Origin of the sequence: Amycolatopsis sp. 2-15 (assembly GCF_030285625.1) — a bacterium.
GTDB classification, from domain to species: Bacteria; Actinomycetota; Actinomycetes; order Mycobacteriales; family Pseudonocardiaceae; genus Amycolatopsis; species Amycolatopsis carbonis.
Map to the genome: position 1 here is coordinate 3,741,388 of NZ_CP127294.1, position 25,325 is coordinate 3,766,712.

Below are 25,325 nucleotides of genomic sequence, written 5' to 3' on the forward strand. Positions count from 1 at the left end.
CTTCCGGCCGGTTACGCGGTGTTAGCTTCTTCTCGGACGACGCGAAGGCGGTGCCCCAGGATGAAGCTGCAACACGGTCTCGGCGGTCTCGAAGGCCTCGAGGGTTTCCCGTTGGACTACGAGAAGCGCGTGTTCGTCGAAGACTGGGAGAAGCGCATCTTCGGCATCCACGCGGCGATGATGGGGCTGAGCGCTTCGCTGCGCGACTCCGTCCCCGGCTACGACCTCGACGCGGTGCCCACCACGTTCAACACCACGTGGACGTGGGCCCACCTGCGCTCGGGCGCGGAGGCGATGCACCCGTTCGAGTATTTCAAGTTCCGCTACTACGAGAAGTGGCTGGGCGGTATCAGCGCGTACCTCGTCGAGCAGGGTTACCTGACGCAGGAGGAGCTGGATGCCGCCACGGAGCGCTTCCGCGAGCAGCCGCAGGCGCAGCTGCCGGATCGCGACGCCGAAGCCGTCGACGAGCAGGTGCTCGACTACCTGCGCCGCGGCGACACACCGAGGCGCGGCCCGGCCACGCCGGCGTTCGCGGTGGGAGACGAGGTTGTGGTGCGCAACCCGCCGGCCACGGAGCACACGCGGCTGCCCGGTTACCTGCGCGGGCACCGCGGCCGCGTGGAGCGGGTGTTCGAGGGCAACTACTCGTACTTCGTCTCGACCGGCGGCGACGGGCTCGGGCAGCCCATGTCGGTGTACATCGTGCGGTTCGAGCCCGACGAGCTGTGGGGCGAGGAAACCGAACGCGCGGCCGGCCCGCTGTACGCGGAGCTGTACGAGACCTACTTGTCCGCCGGATCGACGAGGGACGGAAACCGATGAGCGAGCTGTTCGCCTACCCCGACGACCGCGAGGAGGCGAGCGCCGCGCAAGTGAAGGCGCTCGAGGCGCTCCTGATCGAGAAGGGCGTGATCACCGGGTCCACTGTGGACAAGGTGCTCGGCTACTTCGAGTCGGAGATGACGCCGCTCAACGGCAAGAAGATCGTGGCCCGCGCGTGGGTCGACCCGGAGTTCGCGCGGCTGCTGGCCACGGACACCCCGAAGGCGATCGCGCAGCTGGACCTGCCCGAGGGCATGGCCGGCGCCGAGGGTGAGCACATCGCGGCCGTGGTCAACGAGCCCGGCGTGCACAACCTGGTGATCTGCTCGCTGTGCTCGTGCTTCCCGTGGCCGGTGCTGGGGCTGCCGCCGTACTGGTACAAGGACCCGGTGTTCCGCGCCCGGGCGGCGCGCGAGCCGCGGGTGGTGCTGGCTGAGCTGGGCGTGGAGCTCGACGACGACACCGAGGTGCGCGTGTGGGATTCGAGCGGGCACTCGCGGTGGTTCGTGGTGCCCGCGCGGCCTTCGGGCACGGAGGGCTGGAGCGAGGAACAGCTCGCGGAGCTCGTGACGACGGAGTCGATGATCGGCGTGGCCCTTCCGGGCCCGGCGGCGTGAGGGGGCGGGCGTGGCAATCGACATCAGCACGCTGAACTACGACGAGACCGGGCACGTCAAGTTCCACTCGTCGTGCTCATCGGACCTCGAGCAGCCGGTGTTCGACGCGGAGTGGCAGCGGCGCGCGTTCGGCCTGGCGGTGGCGCTCTCGGAGTTCGGCCACTACGCGTGGGAGGACTTCCAGCGCGAGCTGATCGCGGCCATCGGCTCGTGGCAATCCGCACCCGACGACGAAAAGGGCCGCTGGGAGTACTACCGGCACTGGGTGACGGCGCTCGACACCGTCGTGCGGCGCCACGGCCTGCTCGAAGAGGGGTACGTCAACCCCGAGGACCGCGACTGAGCGTTCGCCTAGACTTCCTCCTCACCGGGCGAGCGGGGCCTCGCTGCCGGACGACGCGGAGGAGGCGGCAGGGTTGGTCAGCCGGGCCGAGAAGAACGAATCGAACCCCGACCTGGGCGTCCTCGCCGGGCGGCTGCTCTTCGCCGTGCAGCACGAGCTCTTCACCTCCCTGGCCGCCCAGGGCTTCGCCGACCTCCACCCACGCCACGGCGCCGTGCTCGCCTATCTGGACACCGAGGGGGTCCGGGCGACCGAGCTTTCGCGCCTTTCGGGGCAGCACAAACAGGTGATCGGGACGATGATCGACGAGCTGGAGTCCCTCGGGTACGTCCAGCGCCGCCCGGACCCCGCCGACCGCCGCGCGAAGCTGATCTGCCCGACCGAGCGCGGGCTGGCCGAGATGCGCGCGGCGGGCCGGATCATGACGGCTTTACAGGAACGCCACGCGCGCCGGCTGGGGCGTGAGGTTTATACGCAGTTCAAGACGGTGTTGCTGGATGTGGTGGAACACCAGCGGAAACGCACGGTGTGATGCTCGGCCGATCCGGTGTGGGCCGGGCCCGGCCCAGCCGGGGTTTCCCCGGGCGATGAAGGAAACCCACGCGTTGTGGGTGGTTCGGGCGAGATCTGCGGGTGATTCGTCGGGGCCGAGCAGCGCGCGTTCGCCGCGCAGGCCGGGAAGATCGACACAGTCGAAGACGAAGGGCAGCTCGACGCAGTGACACGCCCCGAGGTGGCCGTCGAACGCCGGTGAGCGCCAGCGGAAATCGTACGTGTAAGTGCCCAGGTTTTCGTTGGCTTCCCCGAACGCTCGCGTGGTGACCGCGGTGCGCTCGGGCGGGTGGCAGCACAGGGCGTGACCGCTCTGACTGCCCGCCGACGGTGACGTTGCCGGGGTTCCCGCCGAAGTTCGTGATGTTCGCGTTGATCCATTCGAGAGCGGCCAGCACGTCGAGCAGCCCACGATTGGCGGGCGCGCCAGGCAAGTCGAGCCAGCCGATCGCGCCGAGCCGGTAGTTCACGGTGACCAGCACGACGCCGTCGCGCGGAAAGGCACCGGTGGCGTACACGGGCGCCGGGCCGGTTCCGGTGGCGAAGCCTCCACCGTGCAGGAAAACGAGCAGGGGCAGGTTTCTCGTGCCGGGGTCCGGCGTGGAGACGGTGAGGCTGAGGTAGTCGCCTGGCGCCGTCGTCGTCCCGAGAACCGGCGACAGGTCGGCCCGCCCGAGCGGCCCAGGTCTCTGAGGCGCGGTGGTTCTGGCCGCGCCCCTGACGCCGTCCCACCTCGGCCCCGGTGCGGCGAACCGCCCCGTTCCGACCGGCGTCGGCGCGTACGGAATCCCGGCGAACGTGATGCCGTGCGCGCTCCGGTGGCCGAGCACCTTGCCCGAGCTGGTACGGACGGTGGTCACCGGTGTGGCCTCAGCGCAGCGCCTCCTGCAATGCCGCCAAGCCCACCGGGCCCACCGCGAGCGCGTCGTGGTGCCACTGCCGCAGTGAGAAGTCCGGGCGGGAGGCCGCTTCGGCGCGGGCGGCGAGCCAGGAGCGTTCGCCCAGCTTGTACGCGATCGCCTGGCCCGGCCAGCCGAAGTAGCGCACCACCTCGGCGTGCACGCGGTGCTCGGCGGCCAGGCCGCGTTCGTGGAGCACGCGGCAGGCCGTGTCGAAGTCCCAGCGCGAACCGTCGGGCAGGGGGAGGTCCAGGTGCGCGCCGATGTCGATGACGACGCGGGCGGCGCGCATGGCGGAGCCCGCGAGCATGCCGAGGCGGGTGCCGGGCTGGGTGTACCAGCCGAGTTCGTCGGCGAGGCGCTCGGCGTAGAGCGCCCAGCCCTCGGCGTGGCCGCTGACGGAGTGCACGCGGGCGAAGCGGCTGACGCGGTCGGCGGCGAGCTTCGCGGTGCCGATCTGCAGGTGGTGGCCCGGCACGCCCTCGTGGAACACCGTGGTCAGCTCCGACCACACGGCGAAGCGCGATCGCCCGCCGAGCGGCCACCACGTGCGGCCCGGGCGGACGCCGTCCTCGCTCGGGCCCGTGTAGTAGGGCGCACCCGAGGCGGAGCCGTGGGCGATGGTCACGTCGATGGCGCGCAGGGGTTCCGGGATGTCGAAGTGGGCGGCGGCGTCGGCCATCGCGCGGTCGTGGGCGGCGCGCAGCCAGTCCACATAGGCCGGTTCACCGTCCACAAAGTACTGATCGTCGAGCAGCGCCATGGCCTCCGCGACCGAAGCGCCCGGACGCACCTGGACCGCCTCCGCCGCCAGCTCCTGCTCGATGCGCTCCAGCTCGGCCCAGCCCCACTCGTACGCCTCGGCCAGGTCGATGTCCGCGCCCAGGCTCAGGCGCGCGCCGGCCGCGTAGCGTTCGGCGCCGACGCCCTCGACGGTGCTCGCGCGCGGCGCGTAGTCCTCGCGCAGGAAGCGGGCCAGCTCGGCGTAGCCACGGTGGGCGGCGTCGGCGGCGGAACGCAGGTCGGGGGCGAGCGGGCCGTCGCCGTAGGAAGCCACGAGGGCTTCGTGGACGCCGGCGAACCGGTCGGCCTGCGACGCCGTCTCCAGGGCTTGCCGGCGCGCGGCGACGAGGCCGCGGTCGAGGCCGGCGCGCAGCGACGTCTGCCACGCCGCCAGCATCGTCTCGACGCCGGCCAGGCGCACGCCGATCACGTGCCAGTCGTCGTCGCCGGTGCGCGGGAGCATGTCGACGGTGTCGCGCAAGGAAGTCAGCACGCCGAACTGCGCCTTCACGGTGCGCAGCGGCTCGCCGAGGTCGTGCCACGCGAGCTGGGCCTCGAGCCGTTCCTTGAGGTGCGCGCCCGCGATGCGGTCCTCGGCCGACTCGGGGGTGAGCGTGGCCAGGGTCGCGAGCGTCCGCCGCGCCTGGTCGGCGCGGGCGTCGAACCCGTCGGGCGAGAAGTCGGTGAGCGTGGCGGGGTCGGGGGTGGTGATCCCGCGCATCGTCGCCGCCACGGGGTCGAGGGCGGCTTCCGCGGTCACGTGCTCGTCGGAGAGCTGGAAGATCGGCGTCACCAGGCTCACGCTATACCCGCTTCGCGAAGCGGGTGTGAACTTCAGGAAGCCACACTGCTTGGCGAGAATACCGGCGACCACTAGGATCTCGCCATGCACTCCGTGGTGATCCTCGCCCTGGACAAGGTCGTGCCGTTCGATCTGGCCACGCCCATCGAGGTGTTCACCCGCACGCGCCTGCCCGACGGCCGCGCCGCCTACCAGGTGCGGGTGTGCGGTCCGGCCGAGGTGATCGACGCCGGTGCCTTCACGATCCGGCCACGGCACGGCCTCGAAGCCCTCGCCGAAGCGGACACGATCATCGTCCCCGGCCGCGACGAGCTCGAAGAGGTGCCCGCCGACGTCGTCGAAGCCCTGCGCGCAGCCGCTGCGAGGGGCACGCGCATCGCGTCCATCTGCTCCGGTGCGTTCATCCTCGCCGCCACCGGTCTGCTCGACGGGCAACGCGCCACCACGCATTGGGCCGCCGCGCCGCAGCTGGCCGCCCGCTACCCGGCGATCGAGGTCGACGCCGACGTGCTCTACGTCGACAACGGCGCCATCCTCACCTCGGCCGGCGCCGCCGCGGGCCTCGACCTCTGCCTGCACCTCATCCGCCGCGACCACGGCTCCGCGGTCGCCGCCGACGCCGCCCGCCTGTCGGTGATGCCGCTCGAACGCGAGGGCGGCCAGGCGCAGTTCATCGTCCACGACCAGCCGCCGACCCCGCGCGGGTCGGTGCTCGAACCGGTGCTGCGCTGGCTCGACGAGAACTGCGCGAAAGACCTCACGCTCGACGACATCGCCGCCCACGCCGGCATGAGCAGCCGCACGCTCAACCGCCGCTTCCGCGAACAGACCGGCACCAGCCCGCTGCAGTGGCTCCTGCGTGCCCGCATCCGCCAGGCGCAGCACCTGCTGGAAGCCACCGACCACGGCGTGGACCGCATCGCGGGCCAGGTCGGCTTCGGTTCGCCGACGTCGTTCCGCGACCGCTTCAAACGCATCGTGGGCACCAGCCCGCAGGCCTACCGCGGCAGCTTCCAGCGCCGCTGAGCAGCGCCCTTGCACACTGGAGACCGGCCGGACGCGACGGCGACCGCCGCGCCCGGCCGGGGGATCAGTGCAGCAAGCCGGTCAGCTCCGAGAGGTCGCCCAGGCCGGCCAGCCCGTAGGTCAGCTCCGTGATCCGATCGGCCGTCTCCGCGGAGACCACGCGGGTGGCGTTGAGGCGGAACTTCGTGGCCAGCTCGTCGGCCGACAGCGGGTTGTCCGGGCCGCCGCGGTTCACGTCCACGCGTTCCTCCACCTCGGTCCCGTCGGTCAGCCGGGCCCGCAGGACGGCGGGGAACTGGTGCGGGAAGATCTCGTCACACCGAGAGTCCGGCACACACGTCACCTTGGCCGCCAACGCGAGCCGCTCGGGGTCCGCCGCCGCGGAGTCGGTGAAGTCCTCGTGGAACACGCCCAGCCCGCCGCCGCCGAGGAACGCCGCCGCGACCGTGTACGGGCCGGAGAACGCCGCGTGGTAACCCGACTTCGGGTGGATCTTGTCCTCACGCGGCTCGCCGATGGTGCGCAGCACGGCCGTCGGCGCGCCGAGCTCCAGACTGGTGATCGAAGCCGGATCCACGCCCCGGGCCCGCAGCCGGCGCGCGGCGTCGATGCCCGCGTGCGTGAAGTGGTTGCAGGGATACGGTTTGAAGAAGATCCCCGGCAGCTCCCAGTCGGTGCCGAGCCCGGTGACGATCTCGTCGACGTGAGCCTGGTCCCCGCAGAACGCCTGCAGGAAGCCGAACCGGCCCTCCAGCACGGTCGGCGGGCCGGTGATGCCGTGGCGCGCCATGCCGGCCGCGGTCACCGCGGCGTGCGCGGCCCAGCCGCAGTGCACGCGCTTCACCGTGCCGCCGGTGCGGTTGGCTTCCAATAGGCCGGAGCCCATGCTGGCCGCGATGCCGATGGCGTCGGCGATCCCGGATTCGTCCACATCGGACAGCATCGCGGCGGTGGCCGCGGCACCGAGGGCGCCGCAGATCGCCGTGGCGTGCAGGCCGTGCTCGAAGAACACGGAGTTGCCGAGCTCCTCGTCGTATCCCGCCATGCCGAGCCGCACGGTGATCTCGACGCCGACACCGATCGCGTCGAGCAGCTGCGCGCCCGTGGCACCACGGGATTCGGCGACGGCGAGCGCCGCGGGCACGACCGAGGCCGACGGGTGCAGCACCGAGGGCAGGTGCGTGTCGTCGAAGTCGAGCGAGTGCGCGAGGGTGCCGTTGAGCAGGGCCGCGCTCGGGTCGGGCAGCTTCTCACCACTGCCGATCGCGGTGGCCCGGCCGTTGCCGCCCCACTCCCGAACGAGCGCGCCCACGGCCGCGGCCGGACGTTCACCGGTAGCGGCGAGGCTGTTGCCCAGCACGTCGAGCACCCGCCGGGCGGCATCTTCGCGCAGCTCCGGGGGCAATCCCTTGGCGCGCACGGAAGCGGCGAACTCCGCGACGCGCTGCACGATCGTTTGCGTGATGGCGGTCTGGGTCATGCCGTCACCGCCGCGAGCGGACGCACGGGGGAGCCGGTGCCGCCGACGATCCGCAGCGGCGCCAGCACGAACACGAACTCCGACAGGCCTTCCTCGGCCACCGCTTCGAGGTTCAGGTGCTCCATGATGAAGATCCCCGACTGCACCAGGAGAATCCGGTGCACCGGCAGCACCGCGTGTCCGGCGCCGGCCGGGATCTGCTCGTACGCCGTGGTGTCCGAGCCGGTGGCGGCGATCTTGCGCTCGGCCAGCCACTCGGCGGCGGAAGTCGCCGCGCCCGGAACACCGGTCTCCTTGCCCAGATACGCGGCCGTGTCACCGAAGTTGCGGGCCCACCCGGTGCGGATCAGCGCGACGTCACCCGGACCGGGCTCGGTGCCCGCGCTCTTCGCGGCGGCTTCGAGGTCCTCGGCCGTGACGCCGTAACCCGGCTCCAGCGTGGGAACGCCGTGCACAGCGGCGACGTCGAGCAGGACCGCGCGGCGCAGCAGGCCGGGCAGGTTCTCGGCGCCGTGCGTGCGGAACACGCCGCCCTGCTGGGCCTCGGCCGCGTCGACGCCGCCGTGCAGCTCACCGTCGTGGCTGACGTGCGAGAGCGCGTCGATGTGGGTGCCGACGTGCCCGCCGGTCACGATGATCTCGTTGGCCGCCGAACCGCCGTCCGGGCGGCGCATGTCGCCGTGGCGGCGGATCAGGGTCATCCGGAACCCGGGATGGTTCGGCGAGCAGGGCATGCCGGTGAAGAACGGCTGACCGAGCTCGATCAGCCGGACCCCGCCGGCGACCGCCGCCAGCAACGGATCCTGGGTACGTGTCATGAGTGCGTGCCTTCCTCGACGTGCCGTTCGTTACCAATCCGACCACAGCCACGGCCGAATGCCTTACGTAGCAACGGTTGCGTCCTGTTCGGGGGTCGGCCTACTTTTGGCCGGATCAGTAACATGCTTTTCTCCCGACTCCGCGAGCGCGAGCACCCAGCGGGCGCGGGCCACGATCGCGGCGTCGACGAACTGTCCGTGGTCATCGATCCAGGCGGCGTCGCCCGACGACTCGAGGCGGCCGAGCAGCTCGCGCGCCCACGCCGTCTCCGCCGGATCGGGAGCGCACACCTCGTGCACCACGGGAATCTGGGACGGGTGGATCACCGACCGGCCGAAAAACCCGGCGCGGCGTCCCGCTTCGGTACTCGCGCGCAATCCGTCGAGGTCGCGCACGGCGGTCCACACGCTCTGCACCGGGCTCGGCAGCCCGGCCGCGCGCGCGGCGACGACCACCCGAGACCGCGGCCACACCAGCGCAGGGCTGTCAGAGCCACCGGCCACGCGCAGGTCGGCGGCGAGATCCGCTTCACCAAGGGAAATCCCGGCGACGAGCGGGTGCGCGGTGGCCAGCGCGAGCGCGTTCTCCACGCCCAGCGCCGATTCGAGGATCGGGTACAGCGCCACGCCGAGCGTGTCGGCGACGCAGCGCAGCTCGTCCGGGTCCTCGGCTTTGGGCACGCGCACCCCGGCAGGCTTGCCGTCCGCCGCCGCCAGCGCGGCCAGGTCTGCCTCACCGGCGGCAGTGGCGGGGGCGTTGATCCGCACATAGATCGCGGCGCCTTCGGCCAGCGTCGTCACCACGGTGCGGCGCGCCTCGTCCTTGGCGGCCACCGCGACGGCGTCCTCCAGGTCCACGACCACGGCGTCGGCCGGGCCCGCGAGCGCCTTGGCGATCCGGTCGGGCCGGTCGCCGGGCACGTAGAGCCAGCTGCGCACCACCGTCACTTGATCACGCCTTTTTCGCGCAACGAAGCCAGCTCCGGCTCGCCGAAGCCATAGCGGCCGAGGATCTCGGCGGTGTGCGCGCTGAGCGGCGCACCGGTCGACGTGATCCCGCCCGGCGTCTCCGACAGCCGGAACAGCACGTTCTGCATCTTCACCGGACCGAGCTCGACGTCGTCGACGGTCGTGATGCTGCCGAGCGCCGCGAACTGCGGGTCGGTCATCACGTCGGCGGCGGTGTAGATCGGCGCGACCGCGGCCTGTGCCTCTTCGAACGCCTTCACCACGTCGTCGCGGTCGCGCTCGGCGATCCACGAGCCGACCGCGTCGTCGAGCTCGTCGGCGTGCTTCGCGCGTTCCGCACCGGTGGCGAACCACGGCTCGTCGACCAGCTCCGGGCGCCCGACCAGGCGCATCACGCGTTCCGCGATCGACTGCGCGCTCGTGGAGATGGCGACCCAGCTGCCGTCACGGGTGCGGTAGGTGTTGCGAGGCGCGTTGTTCGTGGAGCGGTTGCCGGTGCGCGGCTGCAGCGTGCCGAGCTGGTCGTAGGCGATGATCTGCGGCCCGAGCAACGTCAGGATCGGTTCGATGATGGCCAGGTCCACGACCTGCCCGCGCCCGGTCTGCTCGCGCGCCCGCAGTGCCGTCATCACCGCGAACGCGGTGGTCAGCGCTGCGATGCCGTCGGCGAGACCGAACGGCGGCAGCGTGGGCGGGCCGTCGGGCTCGCCGGTGATGGCGGCGAACCCGCTCATCGCCTCGGCGAGCGTGCCGAAGCCGGGGCGCTTCGAGTAGGGGCCGATCTGCCCGAAACCGGTCACACGCGTGAGCACCAGTCCGGGGTTGATCTCGCGCAGCTCGTCGTAGCCCAGCCCCCAGCGCTCCAGCGTGCCCGGGCGGAAGTTCTCCACGACCACGTCGGCGTCGGCCACCAGCTTGCGGAAGATCTCCTGGCCCTCGGGGGAACCGAGGTAGAGCGTGATGGCCTTCTTGCCGCGGCCGAGCATCTTCCACCACAGGCCGACCCCGTCGCGCTGCGCGCCGTGGCTGCGGACCGGGTCGCCGTTCGGGTGCTCGATCTTGATCACCTCGGCGCCGTAGTCGCCCAGCAGCGTCGCGGCCAGCGGGCCGGCGAACAGGGTGGCGGTGTCGAGTACCCGGATCCCGGACAAAGCGCCCGTCATGGGGCCTACCTGCCTTTCTCATCCGGCGGCCGAGACTCGTGCTCGTTGTTTCGCCGGGAGGAACAACTGTGAACGCGATGTTTCCAACCCTTGTCGCGGGCTGGTCACCAAATTCGCACTGATCACAGCGTTCCGTCAAGTTATGCGCAGATATTGACCTGACGTGGAGGCCGGTGTCACGATATCCGGCAACAATCCCGGTGTTTCTCCAAGCGGAACGCCGATGCTGCCAGCGGGAAGAGGCTTCCATTGGGAAGAGGTGACATGTCCGCGCGAAAGCTCACCGCCGTGCTCAGCGCGTGCGCCCTGTTCGCGGCGGCCGGGTGCGGAGGTTCGGCCCCGGCCGGGGCCGGTGGCGCGGCCGCAGGCCGGGACGAGGGCCCGGTGAAGATCGGGGCGTTGCACCCGGTCAGCGGATCCAACGCCGTCGACGGGCTCCAGATGCGCCGGGGCGCGCAGATGGCGGTCGACGCGATCAACGCGGCCGGCGGCATCAAGTCTCTCGGCGGCCGCAAGGTCGAACTGATCACGGGAGACACGCAGGGCAAGGCCGACATCGGCCAGAGCGAAGCCCAGCGGCTGATCTCCGCCGGCGCCGTGAGTCTCGTCGGCACCTACCAGAGCGCGGTGAGCACCAACGTCGCCGTGGTCGCGGAACGCAACCGGGTCCCGTTCGTGATGGACGTGACCGCCTCGGACGCGATTTTCGGCCACGGCTACCGGTACTCGTTCCGCGTGCAGCCCGGCAGCAAGGCGATCGCCACCGCCGCCGCGCAGTACCTCAAGGAGGTTTCGGAGCAGGCCGGGAAACCGGTCCACAAGGTGGCTTTCCTGCACGAGCAGAGCGATTTCGGCAGCGGCGCGGCCGACGCGTTCAACGCCGCGGCGCAGCAGCTCGGGATGGCCGTCGGGCCGAACATCAGCTACGACGCCACCACCGTCAGCGACCTCACGGCGCAGATCACGCAGGTCAAGGCCTCGGGCGCCGACGTGCTCGCCATCGCGGGCTACTACCGCGACAGCCTGCTGGCCGCGAAGGCCATCGACTCGGTGAAACCGGCGCTCAACGCCGTGTGGGGCGTCTCCAACGGCGCCTTCGACCAGCCGAAGTTCGTGACCGACGCCGGGAAGCTCGGCGCGCTCTACTTCAGCGCCAACTACCACTACGACGCCACCAACGCGCAGACTGTCGCGTTGCGCGAGAAGTACCAGCGCCAGTTCGGTGACCCGATGCGCACCGGCGCCGTGCTGTCCTACGACGCGGTCGACGTGATCGCGCAAGCGGTCGAGAAGGCCGCGAGCACCGATCCCGAGAAGGTCCGCGACGCGATCGCCGCGTCCCAGGTCGCTCCGCTGACCGTGGGACACGGGCCGATCTCCTTCGCGGCCAACGGCGACAACCGCAACGCGTTCCCCGTCCTGATGCAGGTCCGCGACGGTCAGGTCAAGCAGGTCTTCCCCCCGGACAAAGCCGAATCCCGGCCCGACTACACGGTGAACTGGCGGCCATGAGCGAACTCTCCCCCGGGGCCACGCTGGCCCCCGAATTCTCCCCTCCGGACGACACCAAAGCCCGCCAGCGCAAGGCTTTCCTCAGCCGCGCCGGCGTGGTCGCCATCGTGCTCGTGGTCGCGATCGTCGTCGCGCTCCTGCAGTCGGGCAGCGGCCTGGTGGTCTGGCAGTCGGTGGTCACCGGCATCCTCACCGGCGGGCTCTACGGCCTGATCGCGATGGGGCTGACGCTGATCTTCGGCGTGCTCGACATCGTCAACTTCGCCCACGGCGCACTGCTGGCCGTCGCGATGTTCATCTCCTTCGGCATGGTGGCCGGCACCGGCATGCACCCCTACCTCACGCTGATCGTGGCGGTTCCCGCGTTGTTCCTGGTCGGCGCCGCCGTGCACCGCGGGCTGCTCTCGGGTTCCGCGGGCAAGACGCTGGAGAACCAGCTGCTCATCACGCTCGGGCTCTCGTTGCTGCTGGAGAACCTGCTGCTGATGTTCTTCGGCGCCGAGCCCAAGAGCATCGCGCTGCCGGGCGACTTCCAGTTCTCCTTGCTGGGCGCGATTGTCGCGGGCTCGCGGCTGTACGCGTTCCTCGGCGCGATCCTGCTCGGCGCGGTGCTGTTCTGGCTGCTGCGCCGCACGCGGCTCGGCACGGCGATCCGCGCGGTCGCCGCCCACGGCCCGGGCGCCGAGCTCGTGGGCATCAACGTGAAGCGGATCCACACCGTCACCTTCGCGATCGGCACAGCCTGCGCCGGCGCCGCCGCGGCACTGGCGGGACCGCTCGTCACGGTGACGCCGACGCTCGGCGAGCAGTTCAACATCACCGCGTTCGTGGTGGTGGTGCTCGGCGGGATGGGCAACGTCCTCGGCGCGCTCGTCGGCGGCCTGCTGATCGGGCTGGTCGAGCAGCTCACCACGATCTACCTCGGCGGCCAGAGCTCCCTGCTCGGCGTGTTCGTGGTGTTCGTGCTGGTGCTGTTCCTCCGTCCGCAGGGCCTGTTCGGGAGGCGAGCATGACTGCCATCACCATTGCCGGACCGGCCGGCGCGACCGAGAAGGTCAAGGCGCCGCCGCTGCGTCCGCAGAACCGGCAGTACGCGATCCTCGCGCTGCTCGTGCTCATCGCGGTGCCGCTGCCGCTGATCCTGCCGGCGGCGCAGGGCGCGGTCGCCGTGCGGATCCTGATCTTCCTGCTCATGGCCGTGGGCTGGAACATCATGAGCGGGTTCGGCGGGATGTTCAGCTTCGGCCACGCCGCGTACTTCGGGCTCGGCGCGTACACCAGCGCGTACCTGCTGGTGAAGCAGAACGTGTCGCCGTGGATCGGGATGCTGGCCGGGATGGCGGTGGCCGCCGCGGTCGCCGTGCTCATCGGCTACTTCTCGTTCCGCTACAAGCTGCAGGGCGCGTACTTCGCCCTGGCTACCTTCGCGTTCGCGGAGATGCTGCGGCTGATCGTGACCAGCAGCACGTTCGCCAACAAGTCGGTGGGCTTCAGCGTGCCGCTGATCCAGGGCTCGTCGCTGTGGCTCATCCAGTTCCCGGCCGACTCGCCCGCGTACTTCTGGGTGGCGCTCGTGCTGGCCGGGGCCGCGGTCGCCGTCAGTATCGGGTACCTGCACTCGCGCGCCGGCCGCTACGTCACCGCGATCCGCGACGACGAGCTGGCGGCGTCTTCGCTCGGGGCGCCCGTGATGCGGCACAAGCTGACGACGGTGGCGCTCTCGGCGGCGATCACCGCCGTGGCGGGCGCCTTCTACACGCAGTACTACCTGTTTGTGAACCCCGATCTCGGGTTCGGCTCCGCGATCTCGATCCAGGCGATCGTGCCCGTGGTGATCGGCGGCATCGGCACGATCTGGGGCCCGGTGGTGGGCGCGATCATCGTCGGCTCGCTCACCGACGTCACGGCGACGCTCTTGCGCACCCCACCCGGGTTCCTCGGGTTCCTGCAGGGCCGCAGCGGGCTCGACGTGGTGCTCTACGCCGTGCTGCTGATCCTCATCGTGCGGTTGCTGCCGAAGGGCATAGTCGGGACGCTGACTGCGAGGTGGCGGCGATGAACCTGGTCGAGGTCAAGGGCGTGGGCAAGTCCTTCCGCGGGCTGCACGCGCTGTCCGATGTGGACTTCGCGGTGGCCGAGGGCGAGATCCTCGGCGTCATCGGGCCCAACGGCGCGGGCAAGACCACGCTGTTCAACGTGGTGTCGGGCGCGCTGAGGCCCGACACCGGCCGCGTGCACCTCGCCGGCGCCGACGTGACGGGCCGCTCGCCGGACCGGATCGCACGTGCCGGCATGGTGCGCACGTTCCAGCTGATGCGGCCGTTCTCGAGCATGACCGTGCTGGAGAACGTGAGCCTCGCCGCGCAGCACCACCGCTTCGGCGCGAAGGAGCTGCGCAAGCATTCGCTCGATGTCGTCGAACGGGTGGGGCTGGGGCCGTGGGCGCACCGCGCGGCTCCCGACCTGCCGACAGCGGGGCTCAAGCGGCTGGAGCTGGCCCGCACCCTCGCGATGCGGCCGAAGGTCCTGCTGCTCGACGAGGTGCTGGCCGGGCTCGTGCCGGCCGAGCGCGAGCCCGTGCTCGACCTGCTCGCCACGCTGCGCGAGCAGGAAGGCGTGACGCTGGTGTTCATCGAGCACATCATGGCCGCCGTGATGCGGCTGGCCGACCGCGTGCTCGTGCTCGACCAGGGCCGGGTGCTCGCCGTCGGGTCGCCCGAAGAGGTCACCAGCGACCCCCGGGTGATCGACGCTTACCTCGGGGAGGAGCCGACCCGTGCTGAAGCTTGACAAGGTCTGCGCCGGTTACGGGCGCATGCGGATCCTCCACGACGTGGACCTGGAGCTGGCCGCGGGCGAGATCGTCGCCCTCGTCGGGGCCAACGGCGCCGGCAAGACGACAACGCTGCGCAGCATCTGCGGCCAGCTGAAACCGATGTCGGGCACCATCACGCTCGACGGTGAGCCGACCGCGGGCCGCCGCCCCGACCAGCTGGTGCGCGAGGGTCTCGTGCACGTGCCCGAGGACCGCGCGCTGTTCGGCACGCTCACCGTGGAGGAGAACCTCCGCATGGGCGCGTGGACGCGCACCTCGGCACAGGCCACGAAATCGCTGAAGGAGGTCTACGAACTGTTCCCGGTGCTCGCCGAGCGCCGGAGCACGGTCGCGCAGACCTTCAGCGGCGGGCAGCAGCAGATGCTCGCAATCGCGCGGGCGCTGATGGCCGGGCCGCGGCTGCTGATGCTCGACGAGCCCTCGACCGGGCTGTCGCCGAAGCTCACGTGGACGATGCTGGAAGCGGTGCAGCGGATCCGCGACACCGGTGTGGCGGTGCTGCTGGTGGAGCAGAACGCCAAGCAGACATTGGCCATCGCCGACCGGGCGTACGTTCTGGAGAGCGGGTCGACCGTGCTCGCGGGCACGGGCGCCGAACTCGCGGACGACAGCCGGGTCAGGAAGGCGTACTTGGGACTGTGAAAACGGAACAGGCCACCGAAGCGACCGCGGCGCTCGGCGCGTGGGTGTCCGAAGTGGACGTCACGGCCGTGCCGGCCGCCGTGCTGGACCGGCTCGCCCTGGTGCTGCTCGACGTCGTCGGCGTGACGGCGATCGGCGCAACACTGGCCGAGCAGCGGGCGTTGGTCACGGCTTGGCGGGCTCCGGACGGTCCTTCGCCGTTGATCGGGGCCGGGCGGCTGGTCTCCACGGACGCCGCCGCCTGGCTCAACGCGATGGCGCTCGTGTCGCTGGAGCTCGACGAGGGCAACAAGTACGCCAAGGGCCACCCCGCGGCCCACGGTTTCCCCGCGGTGCTGGCGCTGGCGGCCGAACTGGACAGCACCGGCGCCGACACGGCGGCGGCGCTGCTGGCCGCGTACGAGGTGGCGTCGCGCTTCGGCCGCGCCACCTCGTTGCGCGCGGGCGCGCACCCGCACGGCAGCTGGGGTGTGCCCGGCGCGGCGGCCGGGTGCGCGCGGCTGCTGGGTCTTTCGCCCGGCGCGACCGCGGCGGCGATCGACACCGCGGCCGGGATGGCCATCGCCGGGCACTTCGACTCGGCGACGCAGGGCAACCCGGTGCGCAACGCGTGGCTGGGCGCCTCGGCGATGTCCGGGCTCGCCGCCGCGCGGATGGCGGCGGCGGGCATGGCGCGTACGACGGGCACAGCCGCGCTCTCGCTGGGCACGGTGCTGGGCTCGTTCGACGCGGCCGAGCTGACCACCGAACTCGGCACGCGGTGGGACATCGCGCGCGGCTACTTCAAGCGGCACGCGTCGTGCTCCTTCACGCACCCGGCGGCCGACGCCGTGCTGGAGCTACGGAGTTCGGGGGAGTTCCGGGCCGACGGCATCACGAAGATCGTGGTGGAGAGCCACCTGCTGGGCGCCGGACTGTCCGGAGTGGGCTGGTCGAACCGGCTCTCGGCGATGTTCTCCACGCCGTTCGTGGTGGCCACGGCCGCGCTCACCGGCGAGGTCGCGCCGGGTTCGGCCCTCGACGATCCGGACGTGCGTGCGCTGGCGCGGCGCGTACGGCTCGTCGAGGCGGCCGACCTCACCGCGCGCCTGCCCGACGAGCGCGCGACCCGGGTGCAGGTGTGTCTCGACGACGGCACCACGCTCACGCGTGAGGTGCCCAACCCGGTCGGCGACGCCGACCACCACCCGCTGACCGAGCCGGACGTGCTCGGCCTGCTGAAGACGTGGCTGCCGCAGCAGCCCGAACTCGTGGACCGGGCCGCCGTGCTGGGCCACGAACTGCCCGGCCTGCTCCGCGTCGGCGCGGCGCTGCGCGAGCTGGCCGGGACCGACGAGAAGGAGCTGAACTGATGCGTGCCCTCGCGGTGACGCCCATCCACCTGCCCGCCGATGAGGTCGCCCGGCGCCAGGCCCGCTACGACCGCCTCGCGCCGCCGGGCGTGGAGATCGAGCTGCGCAACGTGGGCCCGGCCGGGCCGGCCACTTTGGACACCGCCGGGTCGATGCGGGACTCGGAGCGGGAAGTCGCCGCGCTGCTCAAGGAGGCGGGCGGCGGCTTCGACCTCGCGTTCCCGGACTGCGTGCTCGACCCGTCGGTGCCCGACGTCGTTGCCGACCCGGCGCTGCCGGTGCACGGCATCCTCAAGCTGTCGGCGACGCACCTGGCCGGCAAGGGCGTGCGGTTCGGTGCCGTGGTGCGCAACGAGGCCATCAAGGACGAGTTCGCCGACCGGATCTCCGCGTACGGGCTCGACGAGTACCTCGCCGGCATCCGCGTGCTCGACCTGCCGTTCTCCGCGATCGCCGAGACCGAGGTGTGGAACGCGGCGCTGGGGTCGGCCGTGCGCGAGCTGGCGGAGCTGGGCGCGACGGCGGTGATCAACGGCTGCTCGGCGGTCGACGTCGAGCCGGCCGACCTGCCGGCGCGGATCGTCGACCCGACGGAGCTTGCGATGCGGCTGCTCGCCGTCGAGGGGGCGCGGTGAGCGACGGACCGGACCTCGTCGTCGCCGGCGCCGGTGGCGGGCTCGCCGGTGCGCTGCGGGCGGCGGAGCTGGGGCTGAGCGTGCTCGTCGTCGAGGCGAGCGAGCACTTCCGGCGGGGCAACAACACGTCGATGTCCACGGCCATGTTTCCCGGCGCGGGTTCGCGCTGGCAGGCCGAGGCGGGCGTCGAGGACTCGCCGGAGCAGTTCGTCGCCGACATCATGGCGAAGACGAAGGGGCAGGCCGACCCGCGGCTGGCCCGGACGCTCGCCTCGGTGAGCGCACCGCTGGTCGAATGGCTCGCCGATTCGGCGGGGTTGCCGCTCTCGTTGGTGACGGACTTCAACTACCCCGGCCACGCCGTCACGCGCTGCCACTCGATCCCCGGCCGCCACGGTTCGGGCGTGATCGACCACCTGGCGCGGCGCGTCACCGAGCACGAGAACATCGAGCTGCTGGTGCCGGGCAAGCTCATCGAGGTGCTGTCCGGTGAGGACGGTGTGCGCGCGGTCGTGGTGCGCTACCCCGACGGCATCGAGGAAGAAATCCCGACGCGTGCGGTGCTGCTGGCCACCAATGGCTTCGGCGCCGACAAAAACCTCGTGGCCCGGCACCTGCCGGAGATCGCCGGAGCGCTGTACCAGGGCAGTGACCAGTCGCTCGGCGACGCGTTGCGCATCGGCGAGAAACTCGGTGCCGCGACGGGATTCCTCGACGCGTACCAGGGCCACGGCGCGGTCGCGGCCAACGCCGGCACGCTCGTGGGCTGGGCGACGATCATCCACGGCGCGTTCCTCGTCGACCTCGGTGGCCGCCGCTTCGGCGACGAGACGCGCGGCTATTCGGAGTATGCGGCGGAGCTGGCCGCGCGGGAAGGCTCGACCGGCTGGATCGTACTGGACGAGACGATTTTCGAGCAGTGCCAGCCGTTTCAGGACTTCCGGGACACCGTCGCGTCGGGTGCGCTGGTGTGGGCCGACGACGCGGCCGGCCTGGCCGCCGTGACGGGCCTACCGGCGGACGCGCTGGCCGCTGAGCTGTCCGGTGTGGCCGCGATCGCCCGCGGCGAGCGGGCGGACGAGTTCGGCCGCACCAACTGGGAGCGCCCGCTTTCGGGCCGCTACGCCGCGGTGCGTGTCGTGCCCGCGTTGTTCCACACCCAGGGCGGCCTGATGGTCGACGAGAACGCGGCCGTGCTCGACGCGCAGGGCAACCCGATCCGGGGCCTCTACGCCGCCGGCGGCGCGGCCGCGAGCATCTCCGGCCACGGCGCCGCCGGTTACCTGCCGGGCAACGGGCTGCTACCCGCGTTCGGCCTCGCCTATCTTGCCGCGGGCGACGTCGCCCGCCGTCACCACTGACTTTCCTTTTACCAATCCGACCCATAAGTAGGCGGGCACGCAACGGGACGGTTACCGCGTCAGGCAACGGTTCCCGCCGTGGCTGTGGTCGGATTGGTAAACAATCAGCACAGCCCATACCGCAAGCGGAGGAGAAGAATGGCAACCACGGAACTGCTCGTGAAGAACGTCCGGGTCGTCCGGCCCGACGACCCCGACGGGTCGCAGCCGGAACTGCTGGACATCGCCGTCAACGACGGCAAGATCACGCGGGTGGCGCCGAACCTGCCCGAGGACGACGCCGCCCGGGTGGTCGACGGTCGCGGCCTGCTGGCTTTCCCCGGCGTGGTCGACGCGCACCAGCACTGGGGCATCTACAACGAGCTCGCCACCGACACCCGCACCGAAAGCCGCGCGAGCGCGCAGGGCGGCGTCACCACGTCGCTGACCTACATGCGCACGGGCCAGTACTACCTGAACAAGGGCGGCAGCTACCGCGACTTCTTCCCCGAGGTCCTCTCGGCGGCGCAGGGCAACGCGTACGTGGACTACGCGTTCCACCTCGCGCCGATGAGCTCCGAGCACATCTCGGAGATCCCGTACCTCGTCGAGGAACACGGCGTCACGTCGTTCAAGATCTTCATGTTCTATGGCAGCCACGGCCTGCACGGCCGCTCGACCAGCCAGAGCGACTTCCTCATGATCCCGCCCGATGAGCGCTACGACATCGCGCACTTCGAGTTCGTGATGCGCGGTGTGCAGAACGCGCGCGAGATCCTCACCGAGTACGCGCCGCACCTGTCGCTCTCGCTGCACTGCGAGACGGCCGAGATCATGACCGCGTACACGAAGCTGGTGGAGCAGGACGGTTCGCTGTCGGGCCTGCGCGCGTACAGTGCTTCGCGGCCGCCGCACTCCGAAGGCCTCGCGGTGACCATCGCGTCGTACCTGGCGCACGAGACGGGCCTGCCGAACATCAACCTGCTGCACCTGTCGTCGGAGAAGGCGCTTTCGGCCGCCTTGACCATGGCGTCGGCGTTTCCCCACATCGACTTCCGCCGCGAGGTGACCATCGGCCACCTGCTCGCGGATGTGGACACGGCTTCCGGCATCGGCGGCAAGGTCAACCCGCCCTTGCGCGAACGCGAGGACGTCGAGGCCCTCTGGCGCCACGTCCTGGCCGGCAACGTCGACTGGGTCGTCAGCGACCACGCCTGCTGCCGCGACGAACTCAAGTTCGGCGCCGACCGCGACGACGTCTTCCTGGCGAAATCCGGCTTCGGCGGCGCCGAGTACCTCCTGCCGGGCCTCGTCGGCGAGGGCGCCAAGCGCGGCCTCTCGCTGCAGCGCATCGCCCAGCTCACCTCGACGAACCCCGCCCGCCGCTACGGCCTGCTCACCAAGGGCACCATCGCCGAGGGCTACGACGCCGACTTCGCCCTCGTCGACCCCGACGTCCGCTGGACCGTCCACGCGGCCGACTCGGAGTCCACCCAGGAATACACCCCGTTCGAGGGTTTCGACATGACCGCCAAGGTCACCGACACCTTCGTCCGCGGCCACCACGTCTACACCGACGGCAAAATCACCGGCGACCCCATCGGCCACTACCTCAAGCGCGGCCGCTGAGTTCTCCCGAGAGTGGGCCCTTCACGCTCCGGCGTGGAGGGCCCACTTTTTGCGCCCCAATGCGGCATTGGTTGCGCTTTGGCCCCTACCCAACCGCGGCCCAACAACGCAACAACGCTTGCACCCAGACCCGCCCCGGCACCCCGATCCGAAGCCTCCTTGCCGGCCGTAACACACTCCAGCTTCGGGGTGCGTATTCAACAGCAAGCCGCTCCTGCGACGAACCGCATCAACGCCGCCTTGCCGCAACACGCCCTGCGAGGAAACAAAATCAACCCCCCGCAACCCTCCTGCGCGGCCCAAGAAATCACCTCCCTGCAGAATCCCCCGAATCCCTCAACCAAGCCCAGCTATGCCGTATCTCCTCCGCAGCATCCCTCACCAACACCCGATACCGCCCCACCACCTCAGGCGTAAACCGATACTCCGGCCCACAAACACTGATCGACCCGTGAATCTCCCCATCCGGCCCGAACAACGGCGCCGCCACCGACCCCGCCCCCGGCTGCCGTTCCCCCAACGACACCGCAACCCCTTCACGAGCAGTCTCCGCCAACACCGTCCGCAAATCATCCGCCGCCGTGATCGTCTTCTCCGTCAACGCCGGCAATTCCCGCCCCAGCACCGCCGCCTGCCGCTCCTCCGGCAGAAACGCCAAGATCACCTTCCCGGACGACCCGGCGTGCAACGGAAACCGCCGTCCAATGTCGACAGTCATCTTGATCTCACGGGGACTCTCGAACTGATCGAGATACACCCGCTCATCGCCGACCAGCCCGGACAACGTCGTGGTCTCACTCGTCTCGTCCCGCAGCCGGCGCAACACCGGGGTGGCGACCGTCCGCGCATCGAACCTCCGCAACGCACTCGCCCCCAGCGCCACGGCCGCCGGACCGAGCCGGTAACCGGCGACACCAGGGTCGGTGGCGAGCATCTCCCGCGAGACGAGCGACTGCAGGATCCGGTGCACCACGGCCTTCGCCAGCCCGAGCTCCCGGCTGATCGCGCTCACCCCCAGGTACCGGGGCCCGCCGGTAAAGAGCAGCAGCACGTCGGCGACGCGCGCGGCCGCTTCCGTGCCGGCGTTGTCGGACGAAGCTGCGGGCTTGCGCCCGGCGGTACTGTGGGTGCTCAAACCGGTGGTCCTCGGAATTCTGGTTGTGTTCCGCTGATGGGAACGTGGGTGAACTGCGCACTGGCGCCCAGTTTACCGTTTCCGAGGCATTTTCGGGACCACCCCGTTCCGGTCAGCGATACGGCAGCACTCGCGCGAGGGCCTCGACGGCCGCCGTCGGGTCCGGCCCCGCGGGGATGAACACGACGTGGCCCGCACCGGCGGCCTCGAGCTCGCCGAGCCGGGCCCGGGCGTCGGCCGGGGTGCCGACCACCGCCAGCTGGTCCACCCACTCGTCAGGCAGCGCCGCCGCGAACTCCTCCTGTGACCCGGCCGCCTTGCGCAGGGCGGCGAACTCCACGGCGAACGGCAACGGCGCGAGGTGTGGCGCCCAGTCCGGCTCGCCGATCGCCGTGAGCGCCTGCCGGGCCAGGGTCCGCGCGTGGTCGGGGGAGTCGTCGACGGCCGCGACGTTGTAGGCGATGAGCTCGTGCTCCGCCCCGACGATCTCGCGCACGGCCCGCAGATACTCCGGCGTGACGGGCTCCGCGAGGATCGTCCCGTCCGCCACCTCGGCCGCGAGCGCCAGCGACTTCGGCCCGCGCACCCCGGCGTACAACGGCGGCACGACCTCCGGCGGGCTCTGCAGCCGGACGTCACGCAGCTGTACTTCGGCGCCGTCGAAGCCGACGCGCTCGCCGGCGAGGATCGCCCGGACGGTGGTGAAATACTCGCGCAGCAGCGTCAACGGGCTCCCCGGCCACGCCCCGGCCTGCCGCAGCCACGCCGGCATCCCGTGCCCGATCCCGGCCAGCAGCCGCCCCGGGAACATCCCGGCGAGCGTCGCCACCTCCATCCCCGCGAACGCGACATTCCGCGCCCCGGCGGGCAAAACCCCGATGCCGACCTGGATCCGCTCGGTCTTCGCCAGCGCCACCGCCGCCTGCGCGATTCCGCCGCGGAAGAAGCAGTCCTCGACCACCCACAGCTCGTCGAACCCCAGCCGCTCGGCCCGCTGCGCGTAGCCGACGAACTGGGTGACACCGAGATCCGGTGGCGCGACGAGACCGATCTTCACGGCGGGGTTCCTCCCGTATGTTCTCCGGCTGAGGTGTCTTTTGTACCCGCTGTCCGGAGCAAGTGGTCATCATTGCTCGGAGAAGCGCTTCGCCATCGGGGCGAACGGGTCGGAGTCGTACCGCAGCGTCAGCAGCTCGTCCTGGCAAACCTGGCTGAACGTGGTGCTCGGGTGGTCGTTGTGAAACCAGTCGGTGAACGAACCCGACCGCAGGCACGCCGCGGCCGTGGTCGGGTCGTGCACGGTGAAGCCCGGCGTCGACGTGTCGGTGCTCGGTTACGGCACGACCGCGAGCGCGCCCTTCTACGGGCCGCTCAACCGCACCCTCGAGGCGCACGGCTCCGCTGCGACCAGGACATCCGCGTGGTCGGCGACGACGCGCGGCTCACCCCGGACATCGGCGGCTTCGCCGGCAGGTACCTGACCGCGCCCACCACGTACCTGAGCGCTGCCGACCCGAAGGTCTTCGGCGACCGGGAGACCGTGCTGGTGGACCAGTCCACCGGCCGCTCGTACACCCCGGACGACTACGCGCGCCTGCCGGACCTCACCGTCGGCCAGGTGGCCGGCCCGCCCTCCATCACGATCACGCGCGACGGCGACGGCAACCAGGAAGACCTCACCAACGAGGCGACCCGCGTGTGGCAGGGCACGTCGTGCTGCTCGTACCGGCTGGACGACAATCCCGGTGTCGACCATTTCTCCTTGCCCGCCAACGAGAACGTGCTCACCCGGCTGCTCGCCGACCTCGGGGTGCGCAGCTGACTCGGCACGGTTTGCCGCGCGTCAGGAAGGTTCCTTCGCTGGGGTCTCCTCGGGCCAGTCGAGACCGGCTTCCGTGATCAGCGTGTCGAAGATGGGCGTGTCGGGCTGGGTCATGTCGGGGCCACCACGTCGATGATCGCGTCGGCGCGGACCCATTCGCCGGCGTCGTGATTGCCGTCGGCTTGGACGGGGACCCAGGTGACGTCGGTGTCGGTGTCGAGCACGGGCGGGCCGGTCACGATGCCGCGCCGGCACAGGCGTTGGGGGCCGGGCTTGCGCTTGCCCGGCAGGTAGGTGACGCGGTGGCCGCGCACCAGTGGTTCCTCGTTCATGGTTCCCCTCCTCATGATGTTCCCCTGCGTTTCCCTCTCAGGCCGGAAGTTCGTCGTTGACCTCCGTGAGCCCCGCGGTCACGACCCGGCACGGCGCGCAGCCCGCGACGTGCCCGTCGATCACCGTCGACCGCCGCCGCGACAGCCCGCCGCGCACCCACGCGCCCAGATTGCGGCGCGCCTCCGCGCAGTACGGGTCTTCCGCGCTCGGCACCTGGACCTGCAGGTACGCCTGGCGCAGGCCCTCGCGTGCCCGTCCGGCGAGCACGGCGGCGCCGTTCGGCGAGACGCCCAGCAGCAGCGCGGCCTCCGCGGTCGAGCCCCCTTCCGCAGCGGTGCGCCACAGGACCGTTCGCCACCGGCCGGGCAACGTGCAGTAAGCCGACCAGACGAGGTCGACGTCGGACCGTCGCACCGCCTCTTCCTCGGCCACCGCCCGCGCGCCGGGGGGCTCGGGGACGGTTTCGCACAGGTCGACGCGGTTGTGGTGCCGGCTCCAGCGCGCGGCGAGGTTGCGCATCGTGACGATCAGGTACGGCCGGGCGTCCTCGCGCGGCCCGCCGCCCGCGCGCACGGTGGTGATCACCCGCGTGAACGCCTCGGCGACCAGGTCCTCGCGCTCCGCCGGCCGGTGGCTCAAGCGCGCGGCCGTGCGGCGCATCGGCTCGACGTGACGGCGGTAGAGTGCCCCGCTCGCGTGGAGGTCACCGGCGCGGACGGCCGCGAGCAGCACCGGGTCCGGCGGCTCGCCGTCCACGCAACTCCCCACGCGGCTCTCCACGATCGTCTGGACACTCTCCGTATGAACACTGACCGTGTTCAATAGGCACTTAAAGTAACAGGTACGGAAGTGTACCTGATATCGTAGGGAGCGCTACACTTCCCGCCGATGACGTCCCCGGGCACCCCCCACAAGGCTGACGGCCGGGCGGCGCGCTGGGCGGGCCAGCGGGAACGCCGCCGCCGCGAGTTCGTCGAGGCCGGGTTGCGCGCCATCGCGCGCCACGGACCGGACGTGTCCACCGAACAGATCGCCGAGGAAGCCGGCGTCGCGCGCACGCGGTTGTACAAGCACTTCGCCGACGCCACCGACCTGCAGTGCGCCATCGCCGACCGCGCGGGCGAGCTGATCACCGCCGAGTTCGCGCCCCTGTGGGACCCGCCCGGCACCCCCATGCAGATGATCCGCGGCGCGATCGGCGCCCACACGCGCTGGCTCGCCGACCACGCCCACCTCTACCGCTACCTCACGCAGGTCTCCGGCCGCCCCGGCACCCGCGACGTGGTCGCCGACGTGAAGACCGCCATCGCCCGCCAGCTGACCGTGCTGTTCGAGCGCTACCTCGCCGCGTACGCCATGGACACGCGCGTCGCCGACACGATCGCTTTCGCCCTCGTGGGCCTCGTCGAGTCCAGCACCGCGCGCTGGCTGGAAAACCCGCGGGGCCTCGACCAGGCCGACCTGGCCACCCTCTTGGCCCGCTGGACCTGGCGCATCCTCGACGACGCCCTCCGTGCCGGCGGTATCACACTCGACCCGGATGTGCCGTTGCCGGAAAGCGTTGCCGGGCCGGGGGATTCTTGAGTCGCTTGTGGACTGTGGTCAGTCGAGTCGCTGGCGGATCGAGGTGAAATCGCCGTTGTCGAGCAGTCCTTCGAGCACGCCGACGATGGCGCTGACCCCGGGCTCGCGCACGATCAGGCCGTCGGAGACCCAGAAGTAGCGGCCGCCGAGGGCTTCTCTGGATCCGGTCCGGCGCCGCATCATCGGCGTTGGTGAGGAACGCGGCCTCGAGCCGGTCCGTGCGCACGC

The 25,325-nt window shown here is 71.1% G+C and carries 28 protein-coding genes; 16 read left to right on the plus strand and 12 right to left on the minus strand.

Annotated elements, in window-relative coordinates; translation table 11 throughout:
• Window positions 1-60: 60 nt before the first annotated feature.
• The 4 genes from nthB to QRX50_RS18485 all read left to right on the plus strand — a co-directional run bounded on the left by nthB (window position 61) and on the right by QRX50_RS18485 (window position 2,317).
• Entirely contained in the window at window positions 61-825 is a 765-nt protein-coding gene (gene nthB, locus QRX50_RS18470) for a nitrile hydratase subunit beta (RefSeq protein WP_285973177.1), read from the plus strand.
• A complete protein-coding gene (gene nthA / locus QRX50_RS18475; RefSeq protein ID WP_285973178.1) occupies window positions 822-1,442 on the plus strand; it encodes a nitrile hydratase subunit alpha in 621 nt (206 codons plus the stop codon). Before nthB ends, nthA begins: the two co-directional genes overlap by 4 nt.
• Window positions 1,443-1,452: 10 nt before the next feature.
• Window positions 1,453-1,785 (plus strand): nitrile hydratase accessory protein, encoded by a 333-nt coding sequence (locus tag QRX50_RS18480; protein ID WP_285973179.1) that lies wholly within the window; start codon window positions 1,453-1,455, stop codon window positions 1,783-1,785.
• A 73-nt stretch (window positions 1,786-1,858) separates the two neighbouring features.
• Window positions 1,859-2,317: a MarR family winged helix-turn-helix transcriptional regulator gene (locus QRX50_RS18485; protein WP_285973180.1), complete on the plus strand. Its 459-nt coding sequence runs from the start codon at window positions 1,859-1,861 to the stop codon at window positions 2,315-2,317.
• Here the strand turns inward: QRX50_RS18485 and QRX50_RS18490 are convergent.
• Both QRX50_RS18490 and QRX50_RS18495 read right to left on the minus strand, forming a co-directional pair.
• Window positions 2,265-3,197: a carboxylesterase family protein gene (locus QRX50_RS18490; RefSeq protein WP_353074125.1), complete on the minus strand. Its 933-nt coding sequence runs from the start codon at window positions 3,195-3,197 to the stop codon at window positions 2,265-2,267. The two genes, QRX50_RS18485 and QRX50_RS18490, sit on opposite strands and share 53 nt — an antisense overlap.
• A 10-nt stretch (window positions 3,198-3,207) precedes the next feature.
• A complete protein-coding gene (locus tag QRX50_RS18495; protein ID WP_285973182.1) occupies window positions 3,208-4,812 on the minus strand; it encodes a DUF885 domain-containing protein in 1,605 nt (534 codons plus the stop codon).
• A 93-nt stretch (window positions 4,813-4,905) separates the two neighbouring features.
• Between QRX50_RS18495 and QRX50_RS18500 the strand changes: the two genes are divergently transcribed.
• Window positions 4,906-5,847 carry a GlxA family transcriptional regulator gene (locus tag QRX50_RS18500; protein WP_285973183.1) on the plus strand — a complete coding sequence of 314 codons (942 nt, stop codon included), beginning with the start codon at window positions 4,906-4,908 and terminating at the stop codon, window positions 5,845-5,847.
• Between the two features lie 64 nt (window positions 5,848-5,911).
• Here the strand turns inward: QRX50_RS18500 and QRX50_RS18505 are convergent, their stop codons facing one another.
• The 4 genes from QRX50_RS18505 to QRX50_RS18520 all read right to left on the minus strand — a co-directional run bounded on the left by QRX50_RS18505 (window position 5,912) and on the right by QRX50_RS18520 (window position 10,277).
• Window positions 5,912-7,327, minus strand: coding sequence for an MmgE/PrpD family protein (locus QRX50_RS18505; protein ID WP_285973184.1), 1,416 nt, complete (start codon window positions 7,325-7,327; stop codon window positions 5,912-5,914).
• Window positions 7,324-8,145, minus strand: coding sequence for a cyclase family protein (locus QRX50_RS18510; protein WP_285973185.1), 822 nt, complete (start codon window positions 8,143-8,145; stop codon window positions 7,324-7,326). Before QRX50_RS18510 ends, QRX50_RS18505 begins: the two co-directional genes overlap by 4 nt.
• Window positions 8,146-8,208: 63 nt before the next feature.
• Window positions 8,209-9,093 carry an HpcH/HpaI aldolase/citrate lyase family protein gene (locus tag QRX50_RS18515; RefSeq protein WP_285973186.1) on the minus strand — a complete coding sequence of 295 codons (885 nt, stop codon included), beginning with the start codon at window positions 9,091-9,093 and terminating at the stop codon, window positions 8,209-8,211.
• Window positions 9,090-10,277 carry a CaiB/BaiF CoA transferase family protein gene (locus QRX50_RS18520; protein WP_285973187.1) on the minus strand — a complete coding sequence of 396 codons (1,188 nt, stop codon included), beginning with the start codon at window positions 10,275-10,277 and terminating at the stop codon, window positions 9,090-9,092. Before QRX50_RS18520 ends, QRX50_RS18515 begins: the two co-directional genes overlap by 4 nt.
• Window positions 10,278-10,541: 264 nt before the next feature.
• Between QRX50_RS18520 and QRX50_RS18525 the strand changes: the two genes are divergently transcribed.
• From QRX50_RS18525 to QRX50_RS18565, 9 genes are all read left to right on the plus strand, one after another.
• Window positions 10,542-11,789 (plus strand): ABC transporter substrate-binding protein, encoded by a 1,248-nt coding sequence (locus tag QRX50_RS18525; RefSeq protein ID WP_285973188.1) that lies wholly within the window; start codon window positions 10,542-10,544, stop codon window positions 11,787-11,789.
• The gene (locus tag QRX50_RS18530) at window positions 11,786-12,802 is read left to right on the plus strand and encodes a branched-chain amino acid ABC transporter permease (protein ID WP_285973189.1); all 1,017 of its coding nucleotides are present in this window, start codon (window positions 11,786-11,788) and stop codon (window positions 12,800-12,802) included. Before QRX50_RS18525 ends, QRX50_RS18530 begins: the two co-directional genes overlap by 4 nt.
• Complete coding sequence (locus QRX50_RS18535) at window positions 12,799-13,848, plus strand: branched-chain amino acid ABC transporter permease (protein WP_285973190.1); 1,050 nt, start codon at window positions 12,799-12,801, stop codon at window positions 13,846-13,848. The genes QRX50_RS18530 and QRX50_RS18535 overlap by 4 nt, the downstream gene beginning before the upstream one ends.
• The gene (locus QRX50_RS18540; protein ID WP_285973191.1) at window positions 13,845-14,579 is read left to right on the plus strand and encodes an ABC transporter ATP-binding protein; all 735 of its coding nucleotides are present in this window, start codon (window positions 13,845-13,847) and stop codon (window positions 14,577-14,579) included. The genes QRX50_RS18535 and QRX50_RS18540 overlap by 4 nt, the downstream gene beginning before the upstream one ends.
• Window positions 14,566-15,267, plus strand: a complete 702-nt coding sequence (locus tag QRX50_RS18545) for an ABC transporter ATP-binding protein (protein WP_285973192.1) — start codon at window positions 14,566-14,568, stop codon at window positions 15,265-15,267. Before QRX50_RS18540 ends, QRX50_RS18545 begins: the two co-directional genes overlap by 14 nt.
• Window positions 15,264-16,619 carry an MmgE/PrpD family protein gene (locus tag QRX50_RS18550; protein ID WP_285973193.1) on the plus strand — a complete coding sequence of 452 codons (1,356 nt, stop codon included), beginning with the start codon at window positions 15,264-15,266 and terminating at the stop codon, window positions 16,617-16,619. The genes QRX50_RS18545 and QRX50_RS18550 overlap by 4 nt, the downstream gene beginning before the upstream one ends.
• On the plus strand, window positions 16,619-17,254 hold the full coding sequence (locus QRX50_RS18555) for an aspartate/glutamate racemase family protein (protein ID WP_285973194.1): 636 nt from the start codon (window positions 16,619-16,621) through the stop codon (window positions 17,252-17,254). Before QRX50_RS18550 ends, QRX50_RS18555 begins: the two co-directional genes overlap by 1 nt.
• Entirely contained in the window at window positions 17,251-18,615 is a 1,365-nt protein-coding gene (locus tag QRX50_RS18560; protein ID WP_285973195.1) for an FAD-dependent oxidoreductase, read from the plus strand. The genes QRX50_RS18555 and QRX50_RS18560 overlap by 4 nt, the downstream gene beginning before the upstream one ends.
• A gap of 138 nt (window positions 18,616-18,753) precedes the next feature.
• On the plus strand, window positions 18,754-20,223 hold the full coding sequence (locus tag QRX50_RS18565) for a dihydroorotase (RefSeq protein WP_285973196.1): 1,470 nt from the start codon (window positions 18,754-18,756) through the stop codon (window positions 20,221-20,223).
• 307 nt (window positions 20,224-20,530) lie between these two features.
• Here QRX50_RS18565 and QRX50_RS18570 read toward each other — a convergent pair whose 3' ends face one another.
• The 3 genes from QRX50_RS18570 to QRX50_RS18580 all read right to left on the minus strand — a co-directional run bounded on the left by QRX50_RS18570 (window position 20,531) and on the right by QRX50_RS18580 (window position 22,658).
• Window positions 20,531-21,358 (minus strand): IclR family transcriptional regulator, encoded by an 828-nt coding sequence (locus tag QRX50_RS18570; RefSeq protein ID WP_285973197.1) that lies wholly within the window; start codon window positions 21,356-21,358, stop codon window positions 20,531-20,533.
• Window positions 21,359-21,470: 112 nt separating this feature from the next.
• A complete protein-coding gene (locus QRX50_RS18575) occupies window positions 21,471-22,415 on the minus strand; it encodes an LLM class flavin-dependent oxidoreductase (protein ID WP_285973198.1) in 945 nt (314 codons plus the stop codon).
• 69 nt (window positions 22,416-22,484) lie between these two features.
• Window positions 22,485-22,658, minus strand: coding sequence for a hypothetical protein (locus tag QRX50_RS18580; RefSeq protein WP_285973199.1), 174 nt, complete (start codon window positions 22,656-22,658; stop codon window positions 22,485-22,487).
• A gap of 120 nt (window positions 22,659-22,778) precedes the next feature.
• On the opposite strand from QRX50_RS18580, the gene QRX50_RS18585 reads away from it, so the two are divergent.
• Window positions 22,779-23,180, plus strand: coding sequence for a hypothetical protein (locus QRX50_RS18585; protein ID WP_285973200.1), 402 nt, complete (start codon window positions 22,779-22,781; stop codon window positions 23,178-23,180).
• A gap of 110 nt (window positions 23,181-23,290) precedes the next feature.
• Here QRX50_RS18585 and QRX50_RS18590 read toward each other — a convergent pair whose 3' ends face one another.
• Window positions 23,291-23,512 (minus strand): hypothetical protein, encoded by a 222-nt coding sequence (locus tag QRX50_RS18590; protein WP_285973201.1) that lies wholly within the window; start codon window positions 23,510-23,512, stop codon window positions 23,291-23,293.
• Window positions 23,513-23,549: 37 nt separating this feature from the next.
• Window positions 23,550-24,281 (minus strand): sigma-70 family RNA polymerase sigma factor, encoded by a 732-nt coding sequence (locus QRX50_RS18595; protein WP_285973202.1) that lies wholly within the window; start codon window positions 24,279-24,281, stop codon window positions 23,550-23,552.
• Between the two features lie 120 nt (window positions 24,282-24,401).
• On the opposite strand from QRX50_RS18595, the gene QRX50_RS18600 reads away from it, so the two are divergent.
• Entirely contained in the window at window positions 24,402-25,097 is a 696-nt protein-coding gene (locus tag QRX50_RS18600) for a TetR/AcrR family transcriptional regulator (RefSeq protein ID WP_285973203.1), read from the plus strand.
• Window positions 25,098-25,115: 18 nt separating this feature from the next.
• On the opposite strand, the gene QRX50_RS18605 is transcribed toward QRX50_RS18600, so the two are convergent.
• Window positions 25,116-25,280, minus strand: a complete 165-nt coding sequence (locus QRX50_RS18605) for a hypothetical protein (protein WP_285973204.1) — start codon at window positions 25,278-25,280, stop codon at window positions 25,116-25,118.
• Between the last annotated feature and the right edge of the window lie 45 nt (window positions 25,281-25,325).

Coding starts and splice junctions, on each gene's coding strand:
- nthB (WP_285973177.1), top strand. CDS start 61: ATGAAGCTGCAACACGGTCTCGGCGGTCTCGAAGGCCTCGAGGGTTTC.
- nthA (WP_285973178.1), top strand. CDS start 822: ATGAGCGAGCTGTTCGCCTACCCCGACGACCGCGAGGAGGCGAGCGCC.
- QRX50_RS18500 (WP_285973183.1), top strand. CDS start 4,906: ATGCACTCCGTGGTGATCCTCGCCCTGGACAAGGTCGTGCCGTTCGAT.
- QRX50_RS18505 (WP_285973184.1), bottom strand. CDS start 7,327: ATGACCCAGACCGCCATCACGCAAACGATCGTGCAGCGCGTCGCGGAG.
- QRX50_RS18510 (WP_285973185.1), bottom strand. CDS start 8,145: ATGACACGTACCCAGGATCCGTTGCTGGCGGCGGTCGCCGGCGGGGTC.
- QRX50_RS18520 (WP_285973187.1), bottom strand. CDS start 10,277: ATGACGGGCGCTTTGTCCGGGATCCGGGTACTCGACACCGCCACCCTG.
- QRX50_RS18525 (WP_285973188.1), top strand. CDS start 10,542: ATGTCCGCGCGAAAGCTCACCGCCGTGCTCAGCGCGTGCGCCCTGTTC.
- QRX50_RS18530 (WP_285973189.1), top strand. CDS start 11,786: ATGAGCGAACTCTCCCCCGGGGCCACGCTGGCCCCCGAATTCTCCCCT.
- QRX50_RS18535 (WP_285973190.1), top strand. CDS start 12,799: ATGACTGCCATCACCATTGCCGGACCGGCCGGCGCGACCGAGAAGGTC.
- QRX50_RS18540 (WP_285973191.1), top strand. CDS start 13,845: ATGAACCTGGTCGAGGTCAAGGGCGTGGGCAAGTCCTTCCGCGGGCTG.
- QRX50_RS18555 (WP_285973194.1), top strand. CDS start 16,619: ATGCGTGCCCTCGCGGTGACGCCCATCCACCTGCCCGCCGATGAGGTC.
- QRX50_RS18565 (WP_285973196.1), top strand. CDS start 18,754: ATGGCAACCACGGAACTGCTCGTGAAGAACGTCCGGGTCGTCCGGCCC.
- QRX50_RS18590 (WP_285973201.1), bottom strand. CDS start 23,512: ATGAACGAGGAACCACTGGTGCGCGGCCACCGCGTCACCTACCTGCCG.
- QRX50_RS18600 (WP_285973203.1), top strand. CDS start 24,402: ATGACGTCCCCGGGCACCCCCCACAAGGCTGACGGCCGGGCGGCGCGC.
- QRX50_RS18605 (WP_285973204.1), bottom strand. CDS start 25,280: ATGATGCGGCGCCGGACCGGATCCAGAGAAGCCCTCGGCGGCCGCTAC.